The following is a 20,648-nucleotide window of genomic DNA, read 5'->3' as shown; positions in this document are numbered from 1 at the left end:
CTCATGCGGCGAATTCTGCCACCCATGGTGCGTGATATGTTTGTTTTGTGCTGGAAATCCACGTTGTGGATGGCCTAAACATGCCCGCCTTAGCCATATCGTTGTGGGCGGCGCATGTTTCAGGAAATCCTGTGTCTGCGTCATATCCAGCCGGGAGAGTGATAACCAGATGTCCGATACGTTGATTATGCCAACCAGTGAGACCATGCTCACCGGCCTCGCCCCGGTCGAGGGGCAGCCCGGCGTGTTCCACCTTGCCGAACCCACCAAGGAATACGGCCACCTGAATGCCGAGACCGTGCTGTCCGTGCATCACTGGACCGACCGGCTGTTCACCTTCACCACCACGCGCGACCCCGCGCTGCGCTTCGAGAACGGCCAGTTCACGATGATCGGCATCGAGGTCGAGGGCAAGCCGCTGCTGCGCGCCTACAGCATCGCCAGCGCCAATTACGAGGACCACCTCGAATTCCTGTCCATCGCCGTGCCCGATGGCCCGCTGACCTCGCGCCTGCGCCACGTCAAGGTGGGTGACAAGGTGCTGATCGGCCGCAAGCCCGTGGGCACGCTGCTGCTTGATAACCTGCGCCCGGGCCGCAACCTGTATTTCCTGTCCACCGGCACGGGGCTTGCGCCCTTCATGAGCCTGATCAAGGACCCGGAATGCTACGAGCGTTACGAGCACGTGATCCTAAGCCATACGGTGCGCATCTCGGGTGAGCTGGCCTATTCCAACCACATCCGCCACGAGCTGCCCGAGCATGAATTCCTGGGCGAGGACGTGAAGGGCAAGCTGCTGTACTACCCGGCCGTGACCCGTGAGGAATTTGCCGTAACCGACCGCATCACCAAGCTGATCGAGACCGGCAGGATCTTCACCGACCTCAACATCCCCGCACTCGACCCCGAGCATGACCGCGTGATGATCTGCGGTTCGCCCGAGATGCTGGCCGATACCGAGAAGATGCTCCAGGAGCGTGGCTTCGACGAGGGCAACAACTCCCACCCCGGCGCCTATGTGGTGGAAAAAGCGTTCGCCGAGCGCTGATCCCGCCCACGCCCCCGGCCATTCACCATGGCCGGGGTTTTTTATTGGCCCCGCCGCGCGCATGGCGGGTCAGTGCCGGAAGGCGGCGTGCTGTGTCCCGTCCGGCCGAGACAGGATGCACAACCAGCATGAGTTATGATTTTGATCTGTTCGTTATTGGCGCGGGCTCCGGCGGCGTGCGCTGCGCGCGCGTGGCCGCCAGCCACGGGGCGAAGGTTGCCGTAGCCGAAAGCCGCCACTGGGGTGGCACCTGCGTCAATCTGGGCTGCGTGCCCAAGAAGCTGATGGTGCAGGCCAGCGACTATGGCGACTGGGTGGATGACAGCCACGGCTTTGGCTGGAACACGCAGCGCGGCCAAAATGACTGGGCCGCCCTGATCGCCGCCAAGGACCGTGAGATTGCCCGGCTGAACGGCATTTATGTCTCGATGCTGGAAAAGGCCAGTGTGGCCCTGTTCACCGGCCATGCCACCATCGAGGATGCGCACACCCTGCGCATCGACCCCTCGCCACTCGCCCCGCATGAGGCCCCGCGCCGCGTGACTGCCGCGCGCATTGTCATTGCGGTCGGCTCCACGCCCACCCTGCCCAAATTGCCGGGCGTGGAATATGCCATCTCGTCCGACCAGGCCTTCCACCTTGAAGAGCGCCCCGCCCGCGTGTGCCTGGTGGGGGGTGGTTATATTGGCGTGGAGTTCGCCGGTATCTTCCGTGGGTTGGGCTCATCGGTTGATCTGGTCTACCGCCAGAACCTGCCGCTGCGTGGCTTCGATGCCGACCTGCGCCATGCCCTGCATGATGCGATCGACCTGCGTGGCATCCGCCAGCACGTCGCGGCCTCGCCCACCGCCATTGAAAAACAGGCTGATGGCAGCTTTATCGTCAATCTTGATAACGGCACCCGCATCGAGACCGACTGCGTGTTCTTCGCCACCGGCCGCCACCCCAAGGTGACCGGGCTGGGGCTGACGCAGCTTGGCGTGGCGATGGAGGAGAACGGGCGCATCATCGTTGATGACAATAGCGAGACGACGGTGCCCGGCATTTACGCCATAGGCGACGTGACCAACCGCCTCAACCTGACCCCCGTGGCCATTGCCGAGGGCCATAACCTGGCCGACCGCCTGTTTGGCAAGGCGCCGCCGCGGCAGTGGTGCTACGCCACTACGCCCAAGGCGGTGTTCTTCACGCCCACGCTGTCCAGCGTTGGCCTGACCGAGGCGGAGGCCGCGAAGGAAGGGGATGTGGATGTGTATGTCAGCCGCTTCCGCCCCATGCGCAACACGCTGAGCGGGCGCGAGCAGCGCACGTTGATGAAGCTGGTGGTCGATCAGGCCAGCCAGGTGGTGGTCGGTGCCCACATGCTGGGCGACGATGCACCCGAGATCATGCAGGGGCTGGCCGTGGCCGTGACGGCCAGGCTGAAAAAGACCGACTGGGACCGCACGATCGGCATCCACCCCACGGCTGCGGAGGAATTCGTAACCATGCGCACCCGCACGCGGGTCACGCCGCGCAGCGCGGGTTAAAAATAATAAAAGTTTCCGGATGCCGCCTTTTTTCAAAAAGGCGGCGTCTTGTGAAGCTTTTTGAAAAAAGCTTCACCAAAAACGTTTATCTGTATTCCGGTTAGCGCGGGGCCACCCAGCCATTGCCGGTGGAATCGCCAAGCTGCCCATCGCCGTTGATGCCGCTGCTCTGGTAGGCCGTGCCGAAGCGCGACAGGTCCGTGCCCGTGACCGAATCCCGATGCACATGCTCCAGATGGTCGGGGTCCGGGCCGTGATTGAGTTCCATCGACGGCGCTTCCTCATAGCCGGGCGGCAGGTGGCCGCGCTGGCCGTGAACGGTCATCCGGTCCTGGTCGGAGCTGCTGGTGTCGTCCTGGCTGGCCGGGGCGGCCATGGCCGTCACGCTCAACAGGCACAGCCCGGCCGAGAGGGCGGTTATGAGTTTCCCACGTGAGGTGGCCATGATCCGTAATCCTTTTACCTGAGGGAGCAGCATGCCAAGGCTTCCTTGCCAAGGGAAGCAGGGCCGTGGCAGGCCAACCATGCCTCTTTTACATATGGGCCGTCCTGCCGCGCAATACGACCCCCAGAGGGACGCGCGCAAGCCGGGTTGTGGCCGCCATGCAACATTTATGGGGCCTGCCTGGCCACCCATATCACAAAGCGCCGCGAACAGGCTTTGCCATATGCCGGTTTTTTCGACATAAAGGCGGCCCTTCCGCCCGTGGGCGGAAAGGAGTGTCTTGTATCAAGAGGAATTAGGATCCGACCCATGAGTGCGACGCACAGCCACAACAGTTCTTCCCGGCAGGCCTGGACGCCGGAGAGCTGGCGGTCGTTTCCCGCGCGGCAGATGCCGCGATACCCCGACGAGACAGCCCTGGGCGGCGTGGAAGCCCGCCTGCGCCGCTACCCGCCGCTGGTCTTCGCCGGTGAGGCCCGCCGCCTGCGCGCCCACCTGGCCAAGGCCGCCACGGGGCAGGCCTTCGTGCTGCAGGGCGGCGCGTGCGCCGAGAGCTTCAGCGAATTCACCGCCGATATCGTGCGCGACACCTTCCGCGTGCTGTTGCAGATGGCGGTGGTGCTGACCTTTGGCGCCAAAGTGCCGGTCATCAAGATCGGGCGCATGGCCGGCCAGTACGCCAAGCCGCGCTCATCGGATACCGAGACCAAGGACGGCGTGACCCTGCCATCCTATCGCGGCGACATCATCAACGGCTCCGACTTCACCGAGGCCGCGCGCATTCCCGACCCCAGGCGCATGGAAACCGGCTACTTCCAGTCGGTCGGCACCATGAATCTGCTGCGCGCCTTCGCCAGCGGCGGTTATGCCAACCTGCATGAGGTGCATCGCTGGAACCTCGGCTTTGTCGAGCGCTCGCCGCTGGCACAGCGTTATGGCGAACTGGCCGGGCGCATTGGCGAGACGCTGGACTTCATGGCGGCATGCGGCCTGAACGCCACCACCACGCCCCAGATCGACGAGACCGAGTTCTACACCTCGCACGAGGCGCTGCTGCTGCCCTACGAGCAGGCGCTGACCCGCATCGATTCGACATCGGGCGAATGGTATGACTGCTCGGCCCATTTCGTGTGGATCGGTGACCGCACCCGCCAGCCCGATGGCGCGCATGTCGAGTTCCTGCGCGGCGTGCGCAACCCCATTGGCATCAAGGTTGGCCCTTCCACCACCATCGGGGACCTCGAGCAGCTGCTCGACATTCTCAACCCCACCGATGAGGCCGGGCGCATCTCGCTCATCTCGCGCATGGGGGCGGGCAAGGTGCGCGACCACCTGCCGCCGCTGCTTGAGAAAGTGATGGCCACGGGCCGCACGGTCACGTGGCTGTGCGACCCCATGCACGGCAACACCAGCTCGACCTCGACGGGTGTGAAGACCCGCTCGTTTGATGCCATCCTCTCCGAGATCCATGGTTTCTTTGATGTGTTCGAGGCCGCGGGCGCCAGCCCCGGTGGCGTGCATTTTGAAATGACGGGCCAGAACGTGACCGAATGCATCGGTGGCGCCCACCGCCTGACGGAAGATGATCTGGGCGAGCGGTATGAAACCTTTTGCGATCCGCGCCTGAATGCGGAACAGTCGCTGGAGATGGCATTCCGTCTGGCCGAGGAACTGAAGACGCGGATGCACCGGATGGCTGGCGGGGCACGCTGACCCCGCCGGGAAGCGGGAAGAGAGGGGAAATGACCCAGGGTGAACCGGCGGGCCGTGACAGGCTGGCCAGTGCAGCGGATGATATGATCGCAGCTCGCACGGATGTGTATTTCAACCGCACGCGCGCCATCGTGGAGCATTTCGGCGACAGGAAGGTGACCTATGCCGTCTTCCTCCGCCGCCCCGCCATTTCCGCCCCCCGGCTCATGACCGAGTGGCTGCGCGCGGTCGGCAGCGCGCGTGGCATCGCCATTGACACCACGCTCCTCTACCCCGAGGGCACATGGGTGGGGGCGGGCGAGCCGCTGGCTTACATATCCGGCTCGTTCGCAGCCCTTGCCCCGCTCGAGACGCTGTTGCTCCAGCGCCTCGGCCCGGCCTGCGTCGCGGCCCATAATGCCTACCAGATGGCCATGGCGCTGCCCCATGTGCGTTTTCTGGCCATGGAGGCCCGCCATTGCGCGGGCTTTGGCATGCAGGAGCAGATGGCCTATGCCGCCTCCGTCGGCAGCCATGCCGCCCAGAAGGAAGGGGCGCATGGCTTCATTGGCGGCGCGAATGACGCCACGGCGCATTATTTCGGCACCACCCACGGCCTGGGCACCATGCCGCATGCGCTGGTGGGCTATGCGGGCTCGACCCTGCGGGCGGCCGAGATGTTCCATGAGGTCTATCCCGCAATGGACCTGGTGGTGCTGGTTGACTATTTTGGCCGCGAGGTGACGGATGCGCTGGAAGTGTGCCGGCACTTTCCCGAGCTTGCGGCGCAGGGGCGGCTGGCCGTGCGGCTCGATACGCATGGCGGCCGCTTCCTTGAAGGGCTGGACCCGCAATCCTCCTATGACGTGCTGGAGCGCTACACGCCGGGCACCATCCGGCGCTACCGCTCGGACAAGGAACTCAGCCACCTTGTCGGCACCGGGGTCTCGGCTGCGGCCATCTGGCGCATGCGCGAGGTGCTGGACGAGGCGGGATTCCCGCATGTGCGCATTATCGCTTCCTCGGGTTTCAGCGTTGAGAAATGCCTGAGCATGGCCGATGCCCATGCCCCGGTGGATGTGATCGGCACGGGCTCGTTCATCCCTGACCGCTGGTCCGAGACTTACGCCACGGCGGATATCGTGGCGTATGACGACGTGCCCCGGGTCAAGGTGGGGCGGGAGTTCCTGCTGCGCCGCGCGCCCCCCGCTCCCGAATAACGAAAGGCTTCATCTTGTCAGAAAACATCTTTGCCCCCGAGGGCGGCTGGCGCGTGCGCATCATCGACCTGTCCGGCGGCGCCGAGGACAATATCGTCGAGGAGGTGGGCGGCTTTCCCGACCTGATCCAGGCCAACGCCTTTGCGCGCGCCTATGTGCGCGACAGCATCGAGCGTTGCCGCATGGCTGGCCTTTCGGCAGCCGACATCCTCAAGGCCTGGTTCGCGTTTGGCGAGGATGCGGAGGTGCTTGAAGCGGGCGAGCAGGGCTGGCGTTCGGCCAATGAACTCGATGATTTCGCAGCCCACGCCGCCACCCCCATGGAGCGCGACTGGCGTGCCTTCGACCCCCGCCGGGGCGATGATGAGGAAGAGGCCTGAAAGCCCAGCAGGGCAGAGAAAAATTTCTGGTGAAGCTTTTTTCAGAAAGCTTCAGGGAACGCCGCCTTCCTGAAAAAAGGCGACACCCGTTTCATGCATGTGTTCTCTGGCGTTCGGGGCGTAATCGCCGCATATAAGGGGCATGAAACTCCGTTTTGCGCCTAGCCCGACCGGGCTGATCCATGTTGGCAATGCGCGTCAGGCCATTGCCAATGCCCTGTTCGCCCGCCGCCACAAGGCCCGCTTCCTGCTGCGGATTGACGATACCGATCGCGCCCGCTCGAAGGAGGAATACGTGCAGGCCCTGCAGGACGACCTGCACTGGCTGGGCATGGAGTGGGATGAATTCGTGCGCCAGTCCGACCGGCTGGACCGCTACGCGCTGGCCATCGAGGCGCTCAAGGCCAGCGGGCGGCTTTACCCGTGTTTCGAGAGCGAGCAGGAGCTGGCCTCAAAGCGCGAGGCGCGCATCCGCATGCGCAAGCCGCCGGTCTATGACCGCGCCATGCTGCGCATGACCCCCGCGCAGCGCGCGCAGGCCGAGGCCAATGGCAAGGTGCCGTACTGGCGCTTCAAGCTGTCCGATCACCGCACGGTGGAGTGGAATGACCTTGTCATGGGGTCTTGCCGGGTCAAGCTGCCCGCCATTTCCGACCCCGTTCTGGTGCGGGCCGATGGCACGGTGCTGTACACGCTGGCCTCGGTGGTGGATGACATGGAGCTGGGCATCACCCACATCATCCGTGGCGAGGACCATGTGACCAATACCGGCGTGCAGATCGACATTGCCGAGGCGCTGGGGGCGAAGCGCAACCGCTTCACCTTCGCGCACCTGCCGCTGCTGCTTGATGAGGGCGGCGGCAAGCTGTCCAAGCGGTTCGACGGGCTGTCGATTCGCGCATTGCGGCAGGATGGGGTCGAGCCTTCGGCCATCGTCTCCTACCTTGCCCGGCTGGGCAGCGCGGATGACCCGGCGCCACTTTCGTTTGATGAACTGGCCAGGACCTATGACCCCGGGCGTGTTTCCCGTTCAGCGGCGCGGTTTGACATGCGGCAACTGCTGGGGCTGAACCGGCGCATCATGCACGCCATGCCGTTTGAGGAAATCCGCGCCCGCCTGCCCGAAGGGGCGACCGAAGCCTTCTGGCTGGCCGTGCGGGGCAATGTGGATATGGCGGGCGAACTGCGCCACTGGTGGGATGTGGTGGCAGGCGACATCGTGCCGCCGGTGATCGAGGAGGCGGACCGCCCCTTCCTGCTGCACGCACTCGAGTCGCTGCCTGCCGAGCCGTGGGATGAAACCACGTGGAAGACGTGGACCGCCGCAGTGAAAGAGAGCACGGGCCGAACAGGCCGAGGCCTGTTCCACCCCCTGCGCCTGGCGCTGACGGGTGAGGAGAGCGGGCCGGAAATGCGCGACCTGCTGCCGCTGATGGGCCGCGCCCGGGTGGCCGACCGGCTCCAGATCGCCGCACGCTGATACGAAAAAGGCCCGGCATGAAAACCGGGCCTTTTTGGATTGAAAGTTTTTGGTGAAGCTTTTTTCAAAAAGCTTCGGGAAACACCGCCTTTTTGGAAAAAGGCGGCACCCGAAAGCTTTTGTTATTTCCTGTCCTGCCGCGCCTTGCGCCCGCGTGAAAGCTCGGTCACCACGCCATGCAGCGTGCGCAGTTCCTGCTCGGTGACCTCACCGCGCAGGAAGAAGTGCCGCAGGTTGCGCACCATGCCTGCCCGCTTCTGCTCATTGCGCAGGAAGCCGCATTCATCAAGGTCGCCAATCAGGTGGCGCATGAAGTTGTCGAGCTCGCCCCGGGTGGCCACATGCGTCTCGTTGGTCATGAGCGTGCGCGGCGGGGTGTCATCCTTCGCCATCCACCACTCATAGGCCATGATCATCACCGCCTGTGCCAGGTTGAGCGACATGAAGGCGGGGTTGAGCGGGTAACGGATCAGCGCATCGGCGCGGGCCATGTCCTCATTATCCAGCCCCGCGCGTTCGGGGCCGAACATCAACCCTACCTTCAGGCCGCGATCGGTCATCTCGCGCAATTCGGCAGCGCCGCCGCGTGCCGTCAGCACGGGCTTGACGATGTGGCGCGGGCGCGGGCAGGTGGCAAATACGTGGTGCAGGTCGGCCACCGCGTCATCCACGGTTTCGAATACCTGGGCGGATTCAAGGATGCGGTCGGCGCCGGAGGCGCTGCGCCATGCGCGCTCCAGCGGCCAGCCATCGCGCGGGGCGACGAGGCGCATGTGGAACAGCCCGCCATTGGCCATGGCGCGCGCGGTGGTGCCAATGTTCTCGGCCATCTGGGGCCGGACAAGGATCACGACAGGGCTGTTGCCAATGGGGCCGATATCCGCCCCGCCATCACGGCCGGTCATGCCTGCCTCCATGTCGTGCCCTGCGGGCCATCTTCAAGCACGATGCCCTGTGCCGCGAGGGTGTTGCGGATTTCATCCGCGCGGGCGAAGTCTCGCGCCTTGCGCGCGGCCAGCCGCTCGGCAATCAGCCGCTCGATTTCCGCCGGGTCGACGTTCGCTGCGCCACGGAACCACGCCTCCGGCGTGTCATGCAGCAGGCCGATCAGGTTGCCCGCTGCCTTGAGCTGCGCTGCGGCCATGCTGTCACCCGCCACGGCCCTGTCGGCCAGCGCGTGCATCTCGGCCAGCGCGCGGGGGGTGTTCAGGTCATCGCACAGAACGCTCACCACGCTCTCGGGCGGTGCTACAGGCTCCTGCGCGGGGTCAAGGGCCTCGAGCGCGCGGTAGAAGCGGTCGAGCATCTGCCTGGCCTCGCCCAGCCCTTCTTGCGTAAAGTTTAGCACCGAGCGGTACTGCGCGCGTAGCAGCAGAAGGCGCAGGGCCTCGGCGGGAGTGTCGCGCAGCACGTCGCGCACGGTCAGGAAGTTGCCGAGCGATTTCGACATCTTCTCCCCGTTCACCAGCAGCATGGCGTTGTGCACCCAGTGATTGGCGAAGTGCCCGTGCGGGTGGCAGCACATGCTCTGGGCGCGTTCGTTCTCGTGGTGCGGGAACAACAGGTCCGAGCCGCCGCCATGGATGTCAAAGCTCTCGCCCAGGTAGCGGTGCGACATGGCCGAGCATTCGATATGCCAGCCCGGACGGCCCCGGCCCCACGGGCTGTCCCAGCCCGGGGTTTCGGCATCGGATGGTTTCCACAGCACGAAGTCACCGGCATTGCGCTTGTAGGGGGCGACTTCGACGCGGGCGCCGGCAATCAGGTCATCAGGGCTGCGGCCTGACAGCGCGCCGTAGGAGGCGTAGGTGTCCACTGCAAACAGCACATGGCCCTCGGCCTCATAGGCATGGCCGCTTTCGATCAGGCGGGCGATCATGTCCTGCATCTCGCCAATATGGTGCGTGGCGCGGGGTTCGATATCGGGCGGCAGGATGCTGACGGCGGCCAGATCCTCATGGAAATCATGGATCGTGCGCGCGGTCAGGTCGGCAATCGACTCATTGTTGGCATGGGCACGGGCGTTGATCTTGTCATCCACGTCGGTGATGTTGCGCACGTAGGTGACGTGCGGATACAGGTGGCGCAGCAGGCGCACCAGCACATCGGCGGTCAGCATGGCGCGCAGGTTGCCGATATGCGCCAGGTCATAGACCGTGGGGCCGCAGTAATAGACCCGCACGTTATCAGGGGCGAGCGGCGTGAAGGGAACGGTGCTGCGCGTCCTGCTATCGTGCAGGTGCAGGCGGGGCTGTGTGGTGTCGGACATGATGCGCCTAGATGGGGCAGACAGGCAGGGATAGGCAAGACCCCATAAGGGCCTCGCCTGCGCGGTCAGCCGATTTCCTGGCCGATCTGCTTGATGTCGTGGAAGGTCAGCTCCGGGTTGCCCTCAGCCGTGCGCTTCATCATGAACGCCGATGAGGCGAGGAAGACCGGGTCGCCATCAATATCATCCGCCATGGCCGTGCGGTTGGCCATGCAGAAGGCCTCCAGCCTGTCACGCGGGCCGGTGACCCAGCGGGCGAGGTTATAGGGCGTCGACTCGAAGCCGATAGCCACCCCGTATTCGCCCTTGAGGCGTGATTGCAGCACATCAAGCTGCAGCGTGCCGACCACGCCCACGATCGGCGGTGCACCATCTTGCGGGCGGAAGAGCTGGACCACGCCTTCCTCAGCCAGTTCGGTCAGGGCCTGGCGCAGCTTCTTGGCCTTCATCGCATCATCAAGCCGCACGCGGCGCAGGATTTCAGGCGCGAAATAGGGCACGCCGGTAAAGCGCAGGTCCTCGCCCTCGGTCAGCGTGTCGCCAATGCGCAGCGTGCCGTGGTTGGGAATGCCCACCACGTCGCCCGCGAATGCTTCCTCGGCCAGTTGCCGGTCGCGGGCGAAGAAGAACTGCGGCGTGTGCAGCGCGAACTGCTTGCCAATGCGCACATGCTTGAGCCGCATGCCGCGCTGCAACTTGCCCGAGCAGATGCGCGCGAAGGCCATGCGGTCGCGGTGGTTGGGGTCCATGTTGGCCTGGATCTTGAACACCAGGGCGGTGAGTGCCGGTTCATCAGCGCGCACGTTGCGTGTTTCGGTGGCCTGGTCGCGCGGGGGCGGGCCGAAGGCGGCCAGCGCGTCGAGCAGGTCGGTCACACCGATTTCCTTCATCGCACTGCCGAAGAACACCGGGGTCAGGTGGCCCGCATTGAAGCTTTCAAGATCGAATTCCGGCAGGGCGGCCTCAACGAGTTCCAGTTCCTCGCCCAGCTGCACCATGCGCGGGTCGCTTTGGTCCAGCTCCTCGGTCACATGCAGTTCGCGCTTGTGGATATCGTAGGTGCCGACAAACTTGGCGGCACGGCCCACCGGCCATGTGGCAGGCGAGACATCAAGTGCGAGCGAGGACGAGATTTCATCAAGCAGGGCAAACGGATCCTGCGATTCGCGGTCCATCTTGTTGATGAAGGTGACGATGGGAATATCGCGCAGGCGGCAGATCTCGAACAGCTTGCGCGTGCGGGCCTCGATGCCCTTGGCGGCGTCGATCACCATCACGGCGGCGTCCACTGCCGTCAGCGTGCGGTAGGTATCTTCCGAGAAGTCTTCATGGCCCGGCGTGTCGAGCAGGTTGAAGATGCAGCCGCCATACTCGAACGTCATGACCGAGGTCACGACCGAAATGCCGCGGTCGCGCTCGATTCCCATCCAGTCCGAGCGCGTGCGCCGCCGCTCGCCCTTGGCCCGCACGTTGCCTGCCATCTGGATCGCGCCGCCCGCGCGCAGGATGCGCTCGGTCAGCGTGGTCTTGCCCGCATCAGGGTGCGAGATGATGGCGAATGTGCGCCGGCGGGTAATTTCGGCGGCAAGCGGGGTTTCGGCGGCGGTGGCGGTCACGGTCTTGTCCATTCCTGCGGCTGGCCTGGCGGAAGGGAGGCGGAAGCGGGCAGGGGCCAGAAACGCGGACGCCGGACGCAGGGAAAAATCCCCACGCCCGGCGTCACGCCTGCCCGGTTCCGGGACTTGATCAGCGAGAGTAGAATTCGATGACCAGGTTCGGTTCCATCTGCACCGGATAGGGCACATCCGACAGCTTGGGGCTGCGCAGGAAGGAGCCCTTCATCTGGCGGTGGTCCACTTCCATGTATTCCGGCACGTCACGCTCGCCGCTCTGGGCGGCATCGAGCACGATGGCGAGCTGCTTGGACTTCTCGCGCACTTCGATCACGTCGCCATCACGCACCAGGAAGGAGGGGATGTTGACCTTGCGGCCATTGACCGTGATGTGGCCGTGGCTGATGAACTGGCGCGCGGCAAACGGGGTGATCGCGAACTTCAGGCGGTACACCACCGCATCCAGCCGGCGCTCGAGCAGGTCGATCAGGTTCTCCGAGGTATCACCCTTGCGGCGCACGGCCTCATCGTAATACTTGCGGAACTGCTTCTCGCCGATGTTGCCGTAGTAGCCCTTGAGCTTCTGCTTGGCCATCAGCTGCACGGAGAAGTCAGAAGGCTTCTGCTTGCGGCGCTGGCCGTGCTGGCCGGGGCCATACTCGCGCTTGTTGACCGGCGACTTGGCGCGGCCCCACAGGTTTACGCCAAGGCGGCGGTTGATTTTATACTTGCTCTCAAGGCGCTTGCTCATGGTGCGCTCTCTTCTCTTCAATCTGCATGGCCTGCGGCGTGAGCCCTGGGCCATGGTGTGGCACCGGTAGGCCCTGTTCCCCATGAACAGGGCGGGCGCGATCCGTATTACCGGCACCGGGGAGCAATCACCCATGGGCACCAGCCGTATCGTCCACGTTCCCGGCAGTCGGGCGCGTATAGAAGTACCGGGGGGTGCGTGTCAATCATTGCCACAAAGCCTGTATCGCATATGGGGCGCGGCCTGTTATGAAACGGGCAGCATGCGGATGAACCACATCCATCAACAGACACGGGGATTCACTCAATGGATACGTCACTGACGCAGCGCTGGCCGCTCTTTGTGGGGCTGGGCGCGATCTCGTTCGGGCTGGGCATCATGGCATGGGTGGATGCGCTGGCCGTATCACTTGCCAGCACCATCCTGTTTGGCGTGCTCCTGTTCGTGGCGGGCACGGTGCAGCTTGTGCACGCCTTCGTGGTGCGCGACTGGAGCGGGCGGCTCATGTCGATTGCGGGCGGTGCGCTCTATATCCTTGCAGGCACGATGATGATGGAGGAGCCGAGCACCGGCTCCATGGTCATCACCCTCTTCATTTCCGCCTGCCTGGTGGTGTCGGGCATTGCGCGCATCATCATGGCGTTCCAGCAGCGCGGGCTGCAGGGGTGGTGGTTCATTCTGCTTGGCGGGCTGATCAGCCTGCTGGTGGGGGTGTGCCTGTACGTGACCCTGCCGTGGTCGGGGCTGTGGCTGATCGGTACGTTCATTGCCGTTGAACTGATTGCGGCGGGCATTGGCTGGGTGCAGTTCGGCTTCGCGCTACGGCAGGCGAATTACATCCCGCCCGCAAACTGAGTGGCAAGCGCGCGGTCAACGGGGTTGTTGGCCGTAACACCAAGCAGGTGGCGCAGGTCGGTGGCGTTCATCTGCGCCTCGAACGCCGGGCCGCCGGGCTGGAACAGGCTGGCCGTTGAAAGCGGGCCCGCCATGACCGGGTCAAACCCCGCGTCATGGATCAGCCAGCCCGCCACGTACAGCGCCTGGATCACGTCGCCCGCCATGGGCAGGGCCAGGCGCGGCGGCCGCCGCCAGGTCTGGGCGGCAAGCGTGGTCATGTCCTCGGAGTTGAAGGCCCGCACCACGGATGCGGCAGGGAAGAGCGACTGCGTGGTAATACCCGCCCCGTTGCGCAGTGCCAGCCGCCCGATCTTGCCATCGCGCCAGCCATAGGGGTTGGTCACGTCAATCAGCGGCTTCGCGCCCACGATGGAGCCAATGGTGTGGCCAAGCTGGGGCAGGGCGCCATAGGGCACGGCCAGCACCACGGCATCGCCAAACTTCGCGGCCTCCTGCACCGTGCCCGCGCGGGCGAGGGGATAGAACTCCGATGCCCGTTTTTCCGCCTCCTTGTGCTCGAGCGCGCTGAACATGACCTGATGGCCCGCCCGCGTCCATAACCGCCCCAGCGTGGTGCCGACATGCCCCGCCCCGATCATGCCGATGCGCAGCGGCCTGCCCGCATGGGCCATGCCGGGCACGGCCAGGGGCAGCAGGCTGGCAGCCAGGGCTGCGAGGCACTCCCGGCGGGTCGGTTTCAGGGCTGGCATGCGTCTCTCCTGTTCATGGGGCATGTGGCAGTATGGCACGGGATGTCCTATCGTGTGCCCTCGTTACCGTGCCGGGCTGCTATATATGGCACAGACTTGGCGAAAGCAGGAGTACAGCGTCGATGACCGATACCCCCGATCAGGATCCGGCCGTGGTGGCGCAGTCCGCTGTGCCCGTAGGGGTGGAACACCCGGTTGAGGCCCTGCATGAAGCCGTGCAGGAAGATGAAGCGGCCATGGCCGCGAGCACGACCCCCGATCCCGGCCCCGTGCCCGAGGCGCAGACGCAGGTTGTCGCCACCCCGCATGATGCCGTGGCCACCACGCAGGCGGCGGTTGATGCGGCGGGAGCCCCGCCATTCATGCCCTATAAGGAACTGTTCCAGCTCATGGGGGCGGTGGTGTTCGTGATGATCGTGGTGATGGTGGGGTGGAGCGCCCTGCACGCCTCGGGCATCTGGCCCGAATAAGGCCCGCCCCTCAGGGAAGCGAAAGCCGCACCGAGACCGGGCAGTGATCGGACAGGTGGGCGGTGCCGTCGGCCGCCCGGTCACGATAGAGCATCACGCGCAGGCTGCCCGGCTGCAGCCAGTCGCGCGCAGCACCCCCCATGATGATATGATCAATGAAATAGGTTCCCGCCCCGCACGGGCTGGCGTGCCCGGCCGTGGCCAGCGTGAGGGGGCCGTTTTCGCCTAAAATGTGCAGCATCGGGTCATCGGGGGCGAACAGGCGGTTGAAATCGCCCATTACGGCGAAGGGCTCGCCTTCATCCTGCCGCTCCATGATCCAGTCCTCCACCACGGCCACCTGCCGCCGCAGGGTGGCGCAGGCGGGCCTGCGGTCGGTGGGGCTGGAATCGCGGCATCCGGCCTTGAGGTGCACCACCAGCACGCGCAGGCTGTCAGCACCCGTGCCTATGGTCAGGTCCAGCCCCGCGCGCAGGTGGCGCGGCGCATCGGTGGCATAGACATCGAGCGCCGTGACATCGGGGTGGCGCATCACGGTCAGGTCGGCCCGCACGGCGGCGGCGACCCGCTGCACCACGGAATCCCCGGTTATGAAGAGATGATAGGCAGGTGCCGGGAAGAGGCTGGCGGCAAGGGCCGGGTCGTCCACTTCCTCAAGGGCTACGATATCGGGGGCAAGGCGGCTGGCATAATGCGCCAGCCGCGCCATGTCGGTGGGCGTGCGGGGCCTCACATCGGGCGGCAGGGCGGGATCACCCTGCGCGCGCGTGGTCAGCCATTCCAGGTTCCATGTCGTAACCTTCAGGCTGCCTGCCGCCCATGCGGGGCAGGCAGCCCAGATCATAGCCAGCCCGGCCAGGGCTACGGCGGCCCTGGGCCGCAGGTTACGCCGTGGCGCTGTCAGCCTGCTGGGCGCGCAGCTTGGCAATGGCTTCATCGACATGGATGAAGGTGCGCGAGGTTTCATCGAGCACCACCACTTCCCCGCTGGCAATATCATAGAACCATCCCTGCAATGTCAGGGTGCCGCGGGCAAGCCCTGCCGCCACGGCGGGGTGGGTGCGCAGGTGCGCGATCTGGAGCTGCACGTTCTGCTCGGACAGGCTGCGCACGGTGGCCGGCCCGGCATCGGTGGCCTCGAGCACGGCGCGCGCGGCCTCGGCATTGCGCAGCCAGCTTGCCACGGTGGGCATCTTGTCGAGGTGGCTGGCCTGCGGGTCGAGCAGGGCCTTCATCGCGCCGCAGTTGGAATGCCCGCAGACGATGATGTGCGACACCTTGAGCGCGCTGACCGCGTATTCGATGGCCGACGACACGCCGCCCAGCATCTCGCCATAGGCGGGCACGATGTTGCCGATATTACGCAGCACGAACAGGTCGCCCGGCTGGGTCTGGGTGATCATGCTGGGGTTCACCCGGCTGTCGGCGCAGGCGATGAACAGCGTATCGGGGGACTGGCTCTCGGCCAGGCTGGCGAAGAGGTCGCGGTTCTGGGGAAAGACTTCGGTATTGAAACGCTCCACCCCGTGCAGCAGTTCGATGAGGGTTTCCCGGGCAGTATTGGTATGGGCCATTGTAATATCCTGTCACCTGAATGTCCGGACCGGTGTGAAGTCATGTCCTGTCGTGGCATCAAGGGGCAATGCACCGGTCGGAGGCATGTCCCGCTTCATCTATATCATGGAAACATCTGGCAGTCCCATTTGTTTCGCTATGAAGTTATACGGAAATACTATGTTATCATAATATAGTTAATGAATATTAACTTTATGCATTGAAGTATTTCTGTCTTGCGGCAAGTGCCGTACAGCACAACGGCGCACCGAGATGCGCCGTTGCATTGATATATGAAAACGCCGGATGGCCCGTTCAGGCGCCAGCCGCCTGTGCCAGGGCGGCACGCACCGCCTCAAGGGCGGCATCGGCCTTGCTGATGTCGGGGCCGCCCGCCTGCGCCATGTCACGCCGGCCGCCGCCGCCCTTGCCATCCATGGCGGCACTGGCCGCGCGCACCAGGGTGACGGCATCGACCTTCTCGGCCAGGTCAGGCGTTGCGGCAACGACGATGCTGCCCTTGCCATCGGCGGTCGAGACGAGCGCAATCACGCCCGAGCCGATTTCCTTGCGCAGCGAATCCGCCAGCGGCTTGAGTTCCTTGGGCGGCAGTTCGCCCACGTTGCGGGCATCGAGCCTGATACCGCCGATCTCGGCAATGGTGGCCGCCGCCTGGCTGCCCGAGGCCAGCTTGCGCTGCAGGTCGGAAATCTGGCGCTCCATCGCCTTGCGTTCTTCCAGCACCACGGCCAGGCGCTCGGGCGCCTCGGCTGCGGGCACGCGCAGCATGGCGGCGATCTGGTTCAGGCGTTCCTCGGTGGCCAGTGTCGCGTTCTGCGCGGCAAGCCCGGTCACGGCCTCGATGCGGCGCACGCCGGAGGATACGCCACTTTCGGACGTGATGCGGAACAGCCCGATATCGCCCGTGCGGCGCACATGCGTGCCACCACACAGTTCGATCGACCAGCCCGCGCGGCCTTCTTCCGGGCCACCCATGGAAACAACGCGGACCTCATCGCCATATTTCTCGCCGAACAGGGCCATCGCACCCTGCTCGATGGCTTCTTCCGGCGTCATGCTCCGTGTGGTCACATCCGTGTTCTCGCGGATGCGGGCATTCACCTCGGCCTCGATCTCGGCCAGTTCCTCGGGCGTGATCGGGCGGGGCTGGCTTACGTCAAAGCGCAGGCGGTCGGGCGCGTTCAGGCTGCCCTTCTGGGTTACATGCGCGCCAAGCCTGCGGCGCAGGGCCTCGTGCAGCAGGTGCGTTGCCGAATGGTGGGCGCGGATGGCGCTGCGACGGTCGTGATCCACCTGCGCGGTCACGGCCATGCCGGGCCTGACCGTGCCTTCGATGACGGTGCCGTAATGCACCAGCAGGTCGCCCAGCTTCTTCTGGGTATCGGTTACGGCAATGTGCAGGCCGGGTGCCGTGATGGTGCCGGTATCGCCCACCTGGCCGCCGCTCTCGCCATAAAACGGGGTCTGGTTGAGCAGCAGGGCCACCTTGGTGCCGGGGCCTGCGGCTTCGACCTGCGCGTTATCCACCACCACGGTCTGCACCTCGGCATCCGAGGTCTCGGTGGTGTAGCCCAGGAACTCGGTTGCACCGAAGGTGTCGCGCGCCTCGAACCACACGGTCTCGGTCGCGCTGTCGCCCGAGCCGCTCCAGGCGGCGCGGGCGCGCTTGCGCTGCACGTCCATCGCCTCGTTGAAGCCTTCCACGTCCACGCCGTGGCTGGTGCCGCGCAGGGCGTCCTGTGTCAGGTCAAGCGGGAAGCCGAAGGTGTCATACAGCTTGAAGGCCACATCGCCGGGGAGCGGCGCGCCATCGCCCAGGCGCTCGGTTTCGTCGGCCAGCAGCGACAGGCCACGGTCGAGCATCGCCTTGAAGCGCAGTTCCTCGCCCTTCATCGTCTCCTCGATCAGGGCGCGGGCGTGGATCAGCTCGGGATAGGCCTCGCCCATCTGCCGGATCAGTGCGGGGACCAGCCGGTAGAAGGTCGGCTCCGTCGTGCCCATAAGGTGCAGGTGGCGCATGGCGCGGCGCATGATGCGGCGCAGCACGTAGCCACGACCGTCCTTGGATGGCAGCACGCCATCGGCAATCAGGAACGAGGTCGAGCGCAGGTGGTCGGCCACCACGCGGTGGCTGGCGTTGAACGGGCCATCGGGGTCCTGCCCCGTGACCTCGGCCGAGGCCAGGATCAGCGCGCGGAAGGTGTCGGTATCATAATTGTCGCGCTTGCCCTGCAGGATGGCGGCAAAGCGCTCCAGCCCCAGCCCGGTGTCAATCGAGGGGCGCGGCAGCGGCGAGCGCGTGCCGGGCGGGTTCTCGAAATACTGCATGAACACGAGGTTCCAGATCTCGGTAAACCGGTCGCCGTCCTCATCAGGCGAGCCGGGAGGGCCGCCCGCCACTTCGGGGCCGTGGTCGTAGAAGATTTCCGAGCACGGGCCGCAGGGGCCGGTATCGCCCATGCGCCAGAAATTGTCGGAGGTAGGGATGCGGATGATGCGGTCATCGGACAGGCCGGCAATCTTGCGCCACAGGCTGGCGGCTTCCTCATCATCGGCATAGACGGTGGTCAGCAGCTTTTCCTTGGGCAGGCCGAAGGTGCCGGTGACCAGCTTCCAGGCCAGTTCAATGGCTTCCGCCTTGAAATAGTCCCCGAACGAGAAATTCCCCATCATCTCGAAGAAGGTATGATGGCGGGCGGTGTAGCCCACATTGTCCAGGTCGTTGTGCTTGCCGCCTGCGCGCACGACCTTCTGGGCCGTGGTGGCGCGGGAATAGGGGCGCGTTTCCTGCCCTGTGAACACGTTCTTGAACTGCACCATACCCGCATTGGTAAAGAGCAGTGTCGGATCGTTATGCGGCACCAGTGACGAGGACGGCACGATCTGGTGCCCGTTCCCGGCAAAATAGTCGAGGAAGGTGGCACGAATGTCGTTTGTTGTGGGCATGGCGGGAAACAGACGATCCTGTATTGAAAGATATAGATGTAAAACCGGATTCATTCACCTAGCGCACGTAGCACCAGACCGGAAGTGCCAACATGCGCGTAAACCCCAGATGGCGAATGCGTGACATGCACGCCCCAGCACGAAAGGACACAACCAATGGATGATGAATGGCAGGCCGAACGCGACTGGCCCCTGCTGACCACGGGGCTTGCCGGCCGCCTGCGGCGTGACTGCATGGCGCAGTGGCTGGGCTTCGTGCGCCACCCCTTCGTGCGCGGTATTGCGGATGGCACATTACCGCCCGAGGCGTTTCGCAATTTCCTGATTCAGGACTACCTGTACCTCATCCAGTATGCCCGCGCCTGCGCGCTGGCGGTGTACAAGGCCGATACGGTGGCCAGCATGCGCCATGCGGCAGGGCTGATGGCGGGCATACTCGATACGGAACTGGCCATGCATGTGGGTTATTGCCGCCATTGGGGCATAGAAGAAACGGCACTGGAAAACGCCGAGGAATCGCTCGAATTACTTGCCTATAGTCGCTTTATACTTGATCGAGCCCAGACAGGCGACCTGCTTGACCTGATGGTGACCATGGCCCCATGCCTGATCGGCTATGCGGAAGTCGGCGCACGGCTGCATGCCAGTCCGCTGACCGTGCGGGAGGGCAATCCATACTGGTCATGGATCACGCTTTATGGGGGGGCTGAGTATACACAACTGGTGGAGGACGGCATTCGCCAGCTTGATGCGCTGGCCACCCCTTATGGGGCGCAGGCGCGTTATCCGACCTTGTTGCGTGTGTTCACTACGGCGGTGCGGCTCGAGACTGCTTTCTGGGGCACGGGGCGCTCGGGCTGAAAGGGCACGATTTCCGCTGTTTTCAGTTCCGCTGCGGGGTGTTCCTTATGGAAGACCAGCTTACGACTGATATGGAAGTTCGACATCATGCCGGCTAACGCACCGGCCGCGAGCGCCAGCACCGGATAGGCCTTGAACACGGGCGATGTGTGGAACAGCATGAACACGCAGCCGCGGTTCAGGAAAAAGCCCAGGGAGTTCGCCGCGAGAAAGCGGAGCCACTGGATAATGAAATGATGCTGGTTGCCCGCATTGCGGAAGGTCCAGAGCCGGTTGATCAGCCAGTTGATGGAGGCTGCGATGAAATACGCGGCAATGGTTGCGGTTGTCAGGCCGACAAAGGGGCGCAGCGAGTAAACGGTTGTCGTGTCCCACACCAGCCCCAATGCACCAACAATCCCGAATTTAAGGAATTGCATGATTTTTTGAGAGGAAGGTCTGGACAAAAGATAATCCTTATTCCCGAGTATGGGATCGTGCCAGGGCGCGCGACGGGCCTGTCATTAAGGTGAAGTGGTCATGTCATAGAATAGGTAGAGTAAGAATAAAAGTAAAAAAGGAAGCCTGTGCAGGCTTCCTTTTTTGAGTCGGGATCAGTGCAGGATGATCTCGACGCGACGGTTCTGGGGCTCACGGGTATCGGGACCGGTGGGCACCAGCGGGTGGGCTTCGCCGTAGCCATGGATGTCGATGGCGTTGGCGGGCACGCCGTCACGGATCAGTTCAGCCTTCACGCTGTCGGCACGACGCATGGACAGGCCA

20 protein-coding genes are annotated in these 20,648 nt (G+C 64.5%); 9 read left to right on the top strand and 11 right to left on the bottom strand.

The features are described 5' to 3' along the window. Positions 1-169 precede the first annotated feature (169 nt). The gene (locus DV027_RS01085; RefSeq protein ID WP_130730121.1) at positions 170-1,048 is read left to right on the top strand and encodes a ferredoxin--NADP reductase; all 879 of its coding nucleotides are present in this window, start codon (positions 170-172) and stop codon (positions 1,046-1,048) included. Positions 1,049-1,176: 128 nt separating this feature from the next. Then, on the top strand, positions 1,177-2,577 hold the full coding sequence (gene gorA, locus DV027_RS01080) for a glutathione-disulfide reductase (protein ID WP_130730120.1): 1,401 nt from the start codon (positions 1,177-1,179) through the stop codon (positions 2,575-2,577). 100 nt (positions 2,578-2,677) lie between these two features. Here the strand turns inward: gorA and DV027_RS01075 are convergent, their stop codons facing one another. Continuing rightward, positions 2,678-3,022, bottom strand: coding sequence for a hypothetical protein (locus DV027_RS01075; protein ID WP_110566743.1), 345 nt, complete (start codon positions 3,020-3,022; stop codon positions 2,678-2,680). A gap of 309 nt (positions 3,023-3,331) precedes the next feature. On the opposite strand from DV027_RS01075, the gene DV027_RS01070 reads away from it, so the two are divergent. The 4 genes from DV027_RS01070 (at position 3,332) to gltX (ending at position 7,794) form a co-directional block, all read left to right on the top strand. Next, complete coding sequence (locus tag DV027_RS01070; protein WP_130730119.1) at positions 3,332-4,735, top strand: class II 3-deoxy-7-phosphoheptulonate synthase; 1,404 nt, start codon at positions 3,332-3,334, stop codon at positions 4,733-4,735. 29 nt (positions 4,736-4,764) lie between these two features. Beyond that, on the top strand, positions 4,765-5,934 hold the full coding sequence (locus DV027_RS01065; protein WP_130730118.1) for a beta/alpha barrel domain-containing protein: 1,170 nt from the start codon (positions 4,765-4,767) through the stop codon (positions 5,932-5,934). Positions 5,935-5,948: 14 nt separating this feature from the next. Continuing rightward, positions 5,949-6,314: a hypothetical protein gene (locus DV027_RS01060; protein ID WP_130730117.1), complete on the top strand. Its 366-nt coding sequence runs from the start codon at positions 5,949-5,951 to the stop codon at positions 6,312-6,314. Positions 6,315-6,456: 142 nt separating this feature from the next. Then, positions 6,457-7,794 carry a glutamate--tRNA ligase gene (gene gltX, locus DV027_RS01055; protein WP_130730116.1) on the top strand — a complete coding sequence of 446 codons (1,338 nt, stop codon included), beginning with the start codon at positions 6,457-6,459 and terminating at the stop codon, positions 7,792-7,794. Between the two features lie 122 nt (positions 7,795-7,916). Here the strand turns inward: gltX and DV027_RS01050 are convergent, their stop codons facing one another. The 4 genes from DV027_RS01050 to rpsD form a co-directional block, all read right to left on the bottom strand. Next, positions 7,917-8,699: an RNA methyltransferase gene (locus tag DV027_RS01050; protein WP_207303389.1), complete on the bottom strand. Its 783-nt coding sequence runs from the start codon at positions 8,697-8,699 to the stop codon at positions 7,917-7,919. Next, entirely contained in the window at positions 8,696-10,063 is a 1,368-nt protein-coding gene (gene cysS / locus DV027_RS01045) for a cysteine--tRNA ligase (protein WP_130730114.1), read from the bottom strand. Before cysS ends, DV027_RS01050 begins: the two co-directional genes overlap by 4 nt. A gap of 65 nt (positions 10,064-10,128) precedes the next feature. Continuing rightward, entirely contained in the window at positions 10,129-11,691 is a 1,563-nt protein-coding gene (locus tag DV027_RS01040) for a peptide chain release factor 3 (protein WP_061271594.1), read from the bottom strand. A 118-nt stretch (positions 11,692-11,809) separates the two neighbouring features. Next, positions 11,810-12,427: a 30S ribosomal protein S4 gene (gene rpsD / locus DV027_RS01035; RefSeq protein WP_025437534.1), complete on the bottom strand. Its 618-nt coding sequence runs from the start codon at positions 12,425-12,427 to the stop codon at positions 11,810-11,812. A 306-nt stretch (positions 12,428-12,733) separates the two neighbouring features. Between rpsD and DV027_RS01030 the strand changes: the two genes are divergently transcribed. Next, positions 12,734-13,282, top strand: coding sequence for an HdeD family acid-resistance protein (locus tag DV027_RS01030; RefSeq protein WP_130730113.1), 549 nt, complete (start codon positions 12,734-12,736; stop codon positions 13,280-13,282). Here the strand turns inward: DV027_RS01030 and DV027_RS01025 are convergent. Next, on the bottom strand, positions 13,261-14,034 hold the full coding sequence (locus DV027_RS01025) for an NADPH-dependent F420 reductase (RefSeq protein ID WP_130730112.1): 774 nt from the start codon (positions 14,032-14,034) through the stop codon (positions 13,261-13,263). The genes DV027_RS01030 and DV027_RS01025 overlap by 22 nt on opposite strands. A 122-nt stretch (positions 14,035-14,156) precedes the next feature. Here DV027_RS01025 and DV027_RS01020 point away from each other — a divergent pair, with 122 nt between their 5' ends. Next, on the top strand, positions 14,157-14,504 hold the full coding sequence (locus DV027_RS01020) for a hypothetical protein (RefSeq protein WP_130730111.1): 348 nt from the start codon (positions 14,157-14,159) through the stop codon (positions 14,502-14,504). 10 nt (positions 14,505-14,514) lie between these two features. Here the strand turns inward: DV027_RS01020 and DV027_RS01015 are convergent, their stop codons facing one another. From DV027_RS01015 to alaS, 3 genes are all read right to left on the bottom strand, one after another. Then, positions 14,515-15,348, bottom strand: a complete 834-nt coding sequence (locus DV027_RS01015; RefSeq protein ID WP_242621689.1) for an endonuclease/exonuclease/phosphatase family protein — start codon at positions 15,346-15,348, stop codon at positions 14,515-14,517. 40 nt (positions 15,349-15,388) lie between these two features. Then, positions 15,389-16,078 carry a carbonic anhydrase gene (locus DV027_RS01010; protein WP_130730110.1) on the bottom strand — a complete coding sequence of 230 codons (690 nt, stop codon included), beginning with the start codon at positions 16,076-16,078 and terminating at the stop codon, positions 15,389-15,391. A gap of 295 nt (positions 16,079-16,373) precedes the next feature. Further along, positions 16,374-19,025 (bottom strand): alanine--tRNA ligase, encoded by a 2,652-nt coding sequence (gene alaS / locus DV027_RS01005; RefSeq protein ID WP_130730109.1) that lies wholly within the window; start codon positions 19,023-19,025, stop codon positions 16,374-16,376. A 156-nt stretch (positions 19,026-19,181) separates the two neighbouring features. Here alaS and tenA point away from each other — a divergent pair, with 156 nt between their 5' ends. Further along, complete coding sequence (gene tenA / locus DV027_RS01000) at positions 19,182-19,886, top strand: thiaminase II (RefSeq protein ID WP_130730108.1); 705 nt, start codon at positions 19,182-19,184, stop codon at positions 19,884-19,886. Here the strand turns inward: tenA and DV027_RS00995 are convergent. Continuing rightward, positions 19,808-20,305 (bottom strand): GtrA family protein, encoded by a 498-nt coding sequence (locus DV027_RS00995; RefSeq protein WP_130730107.1) that lies wholly within the window; start codon positions 20,303-20,305, stop codon positions 19,808-19,810. The two genes, tenA and DV027_RS00995, sit on opposite strands and share 79 nt — an antisense overlap. A 174-nt stretch (positions 20,306-20,479) precedes the next feature. Beyond that, positions 20,480-20,648 (bottom strand): OmpA family protein (locus DV027_RS17805; RefSeq protein WP_242621688.1); only part of this gene is annotated, 169 nt, incomplete at its 5' end.

It is taken from the genome of Komagataeibacter xylinus, from assembly GCF_004302915.1.
GTDB classification, from domain to species: Bacteria; Pseudomonadota; Alphaproteobacteria; order Acetobacterales; family Acetobacteraceae; genus Komagataeibacter; species Komagataeibacter xylinus_C.
This window is presented reverse-complemented; position numbering and strand designations above follow the sequence as displayed.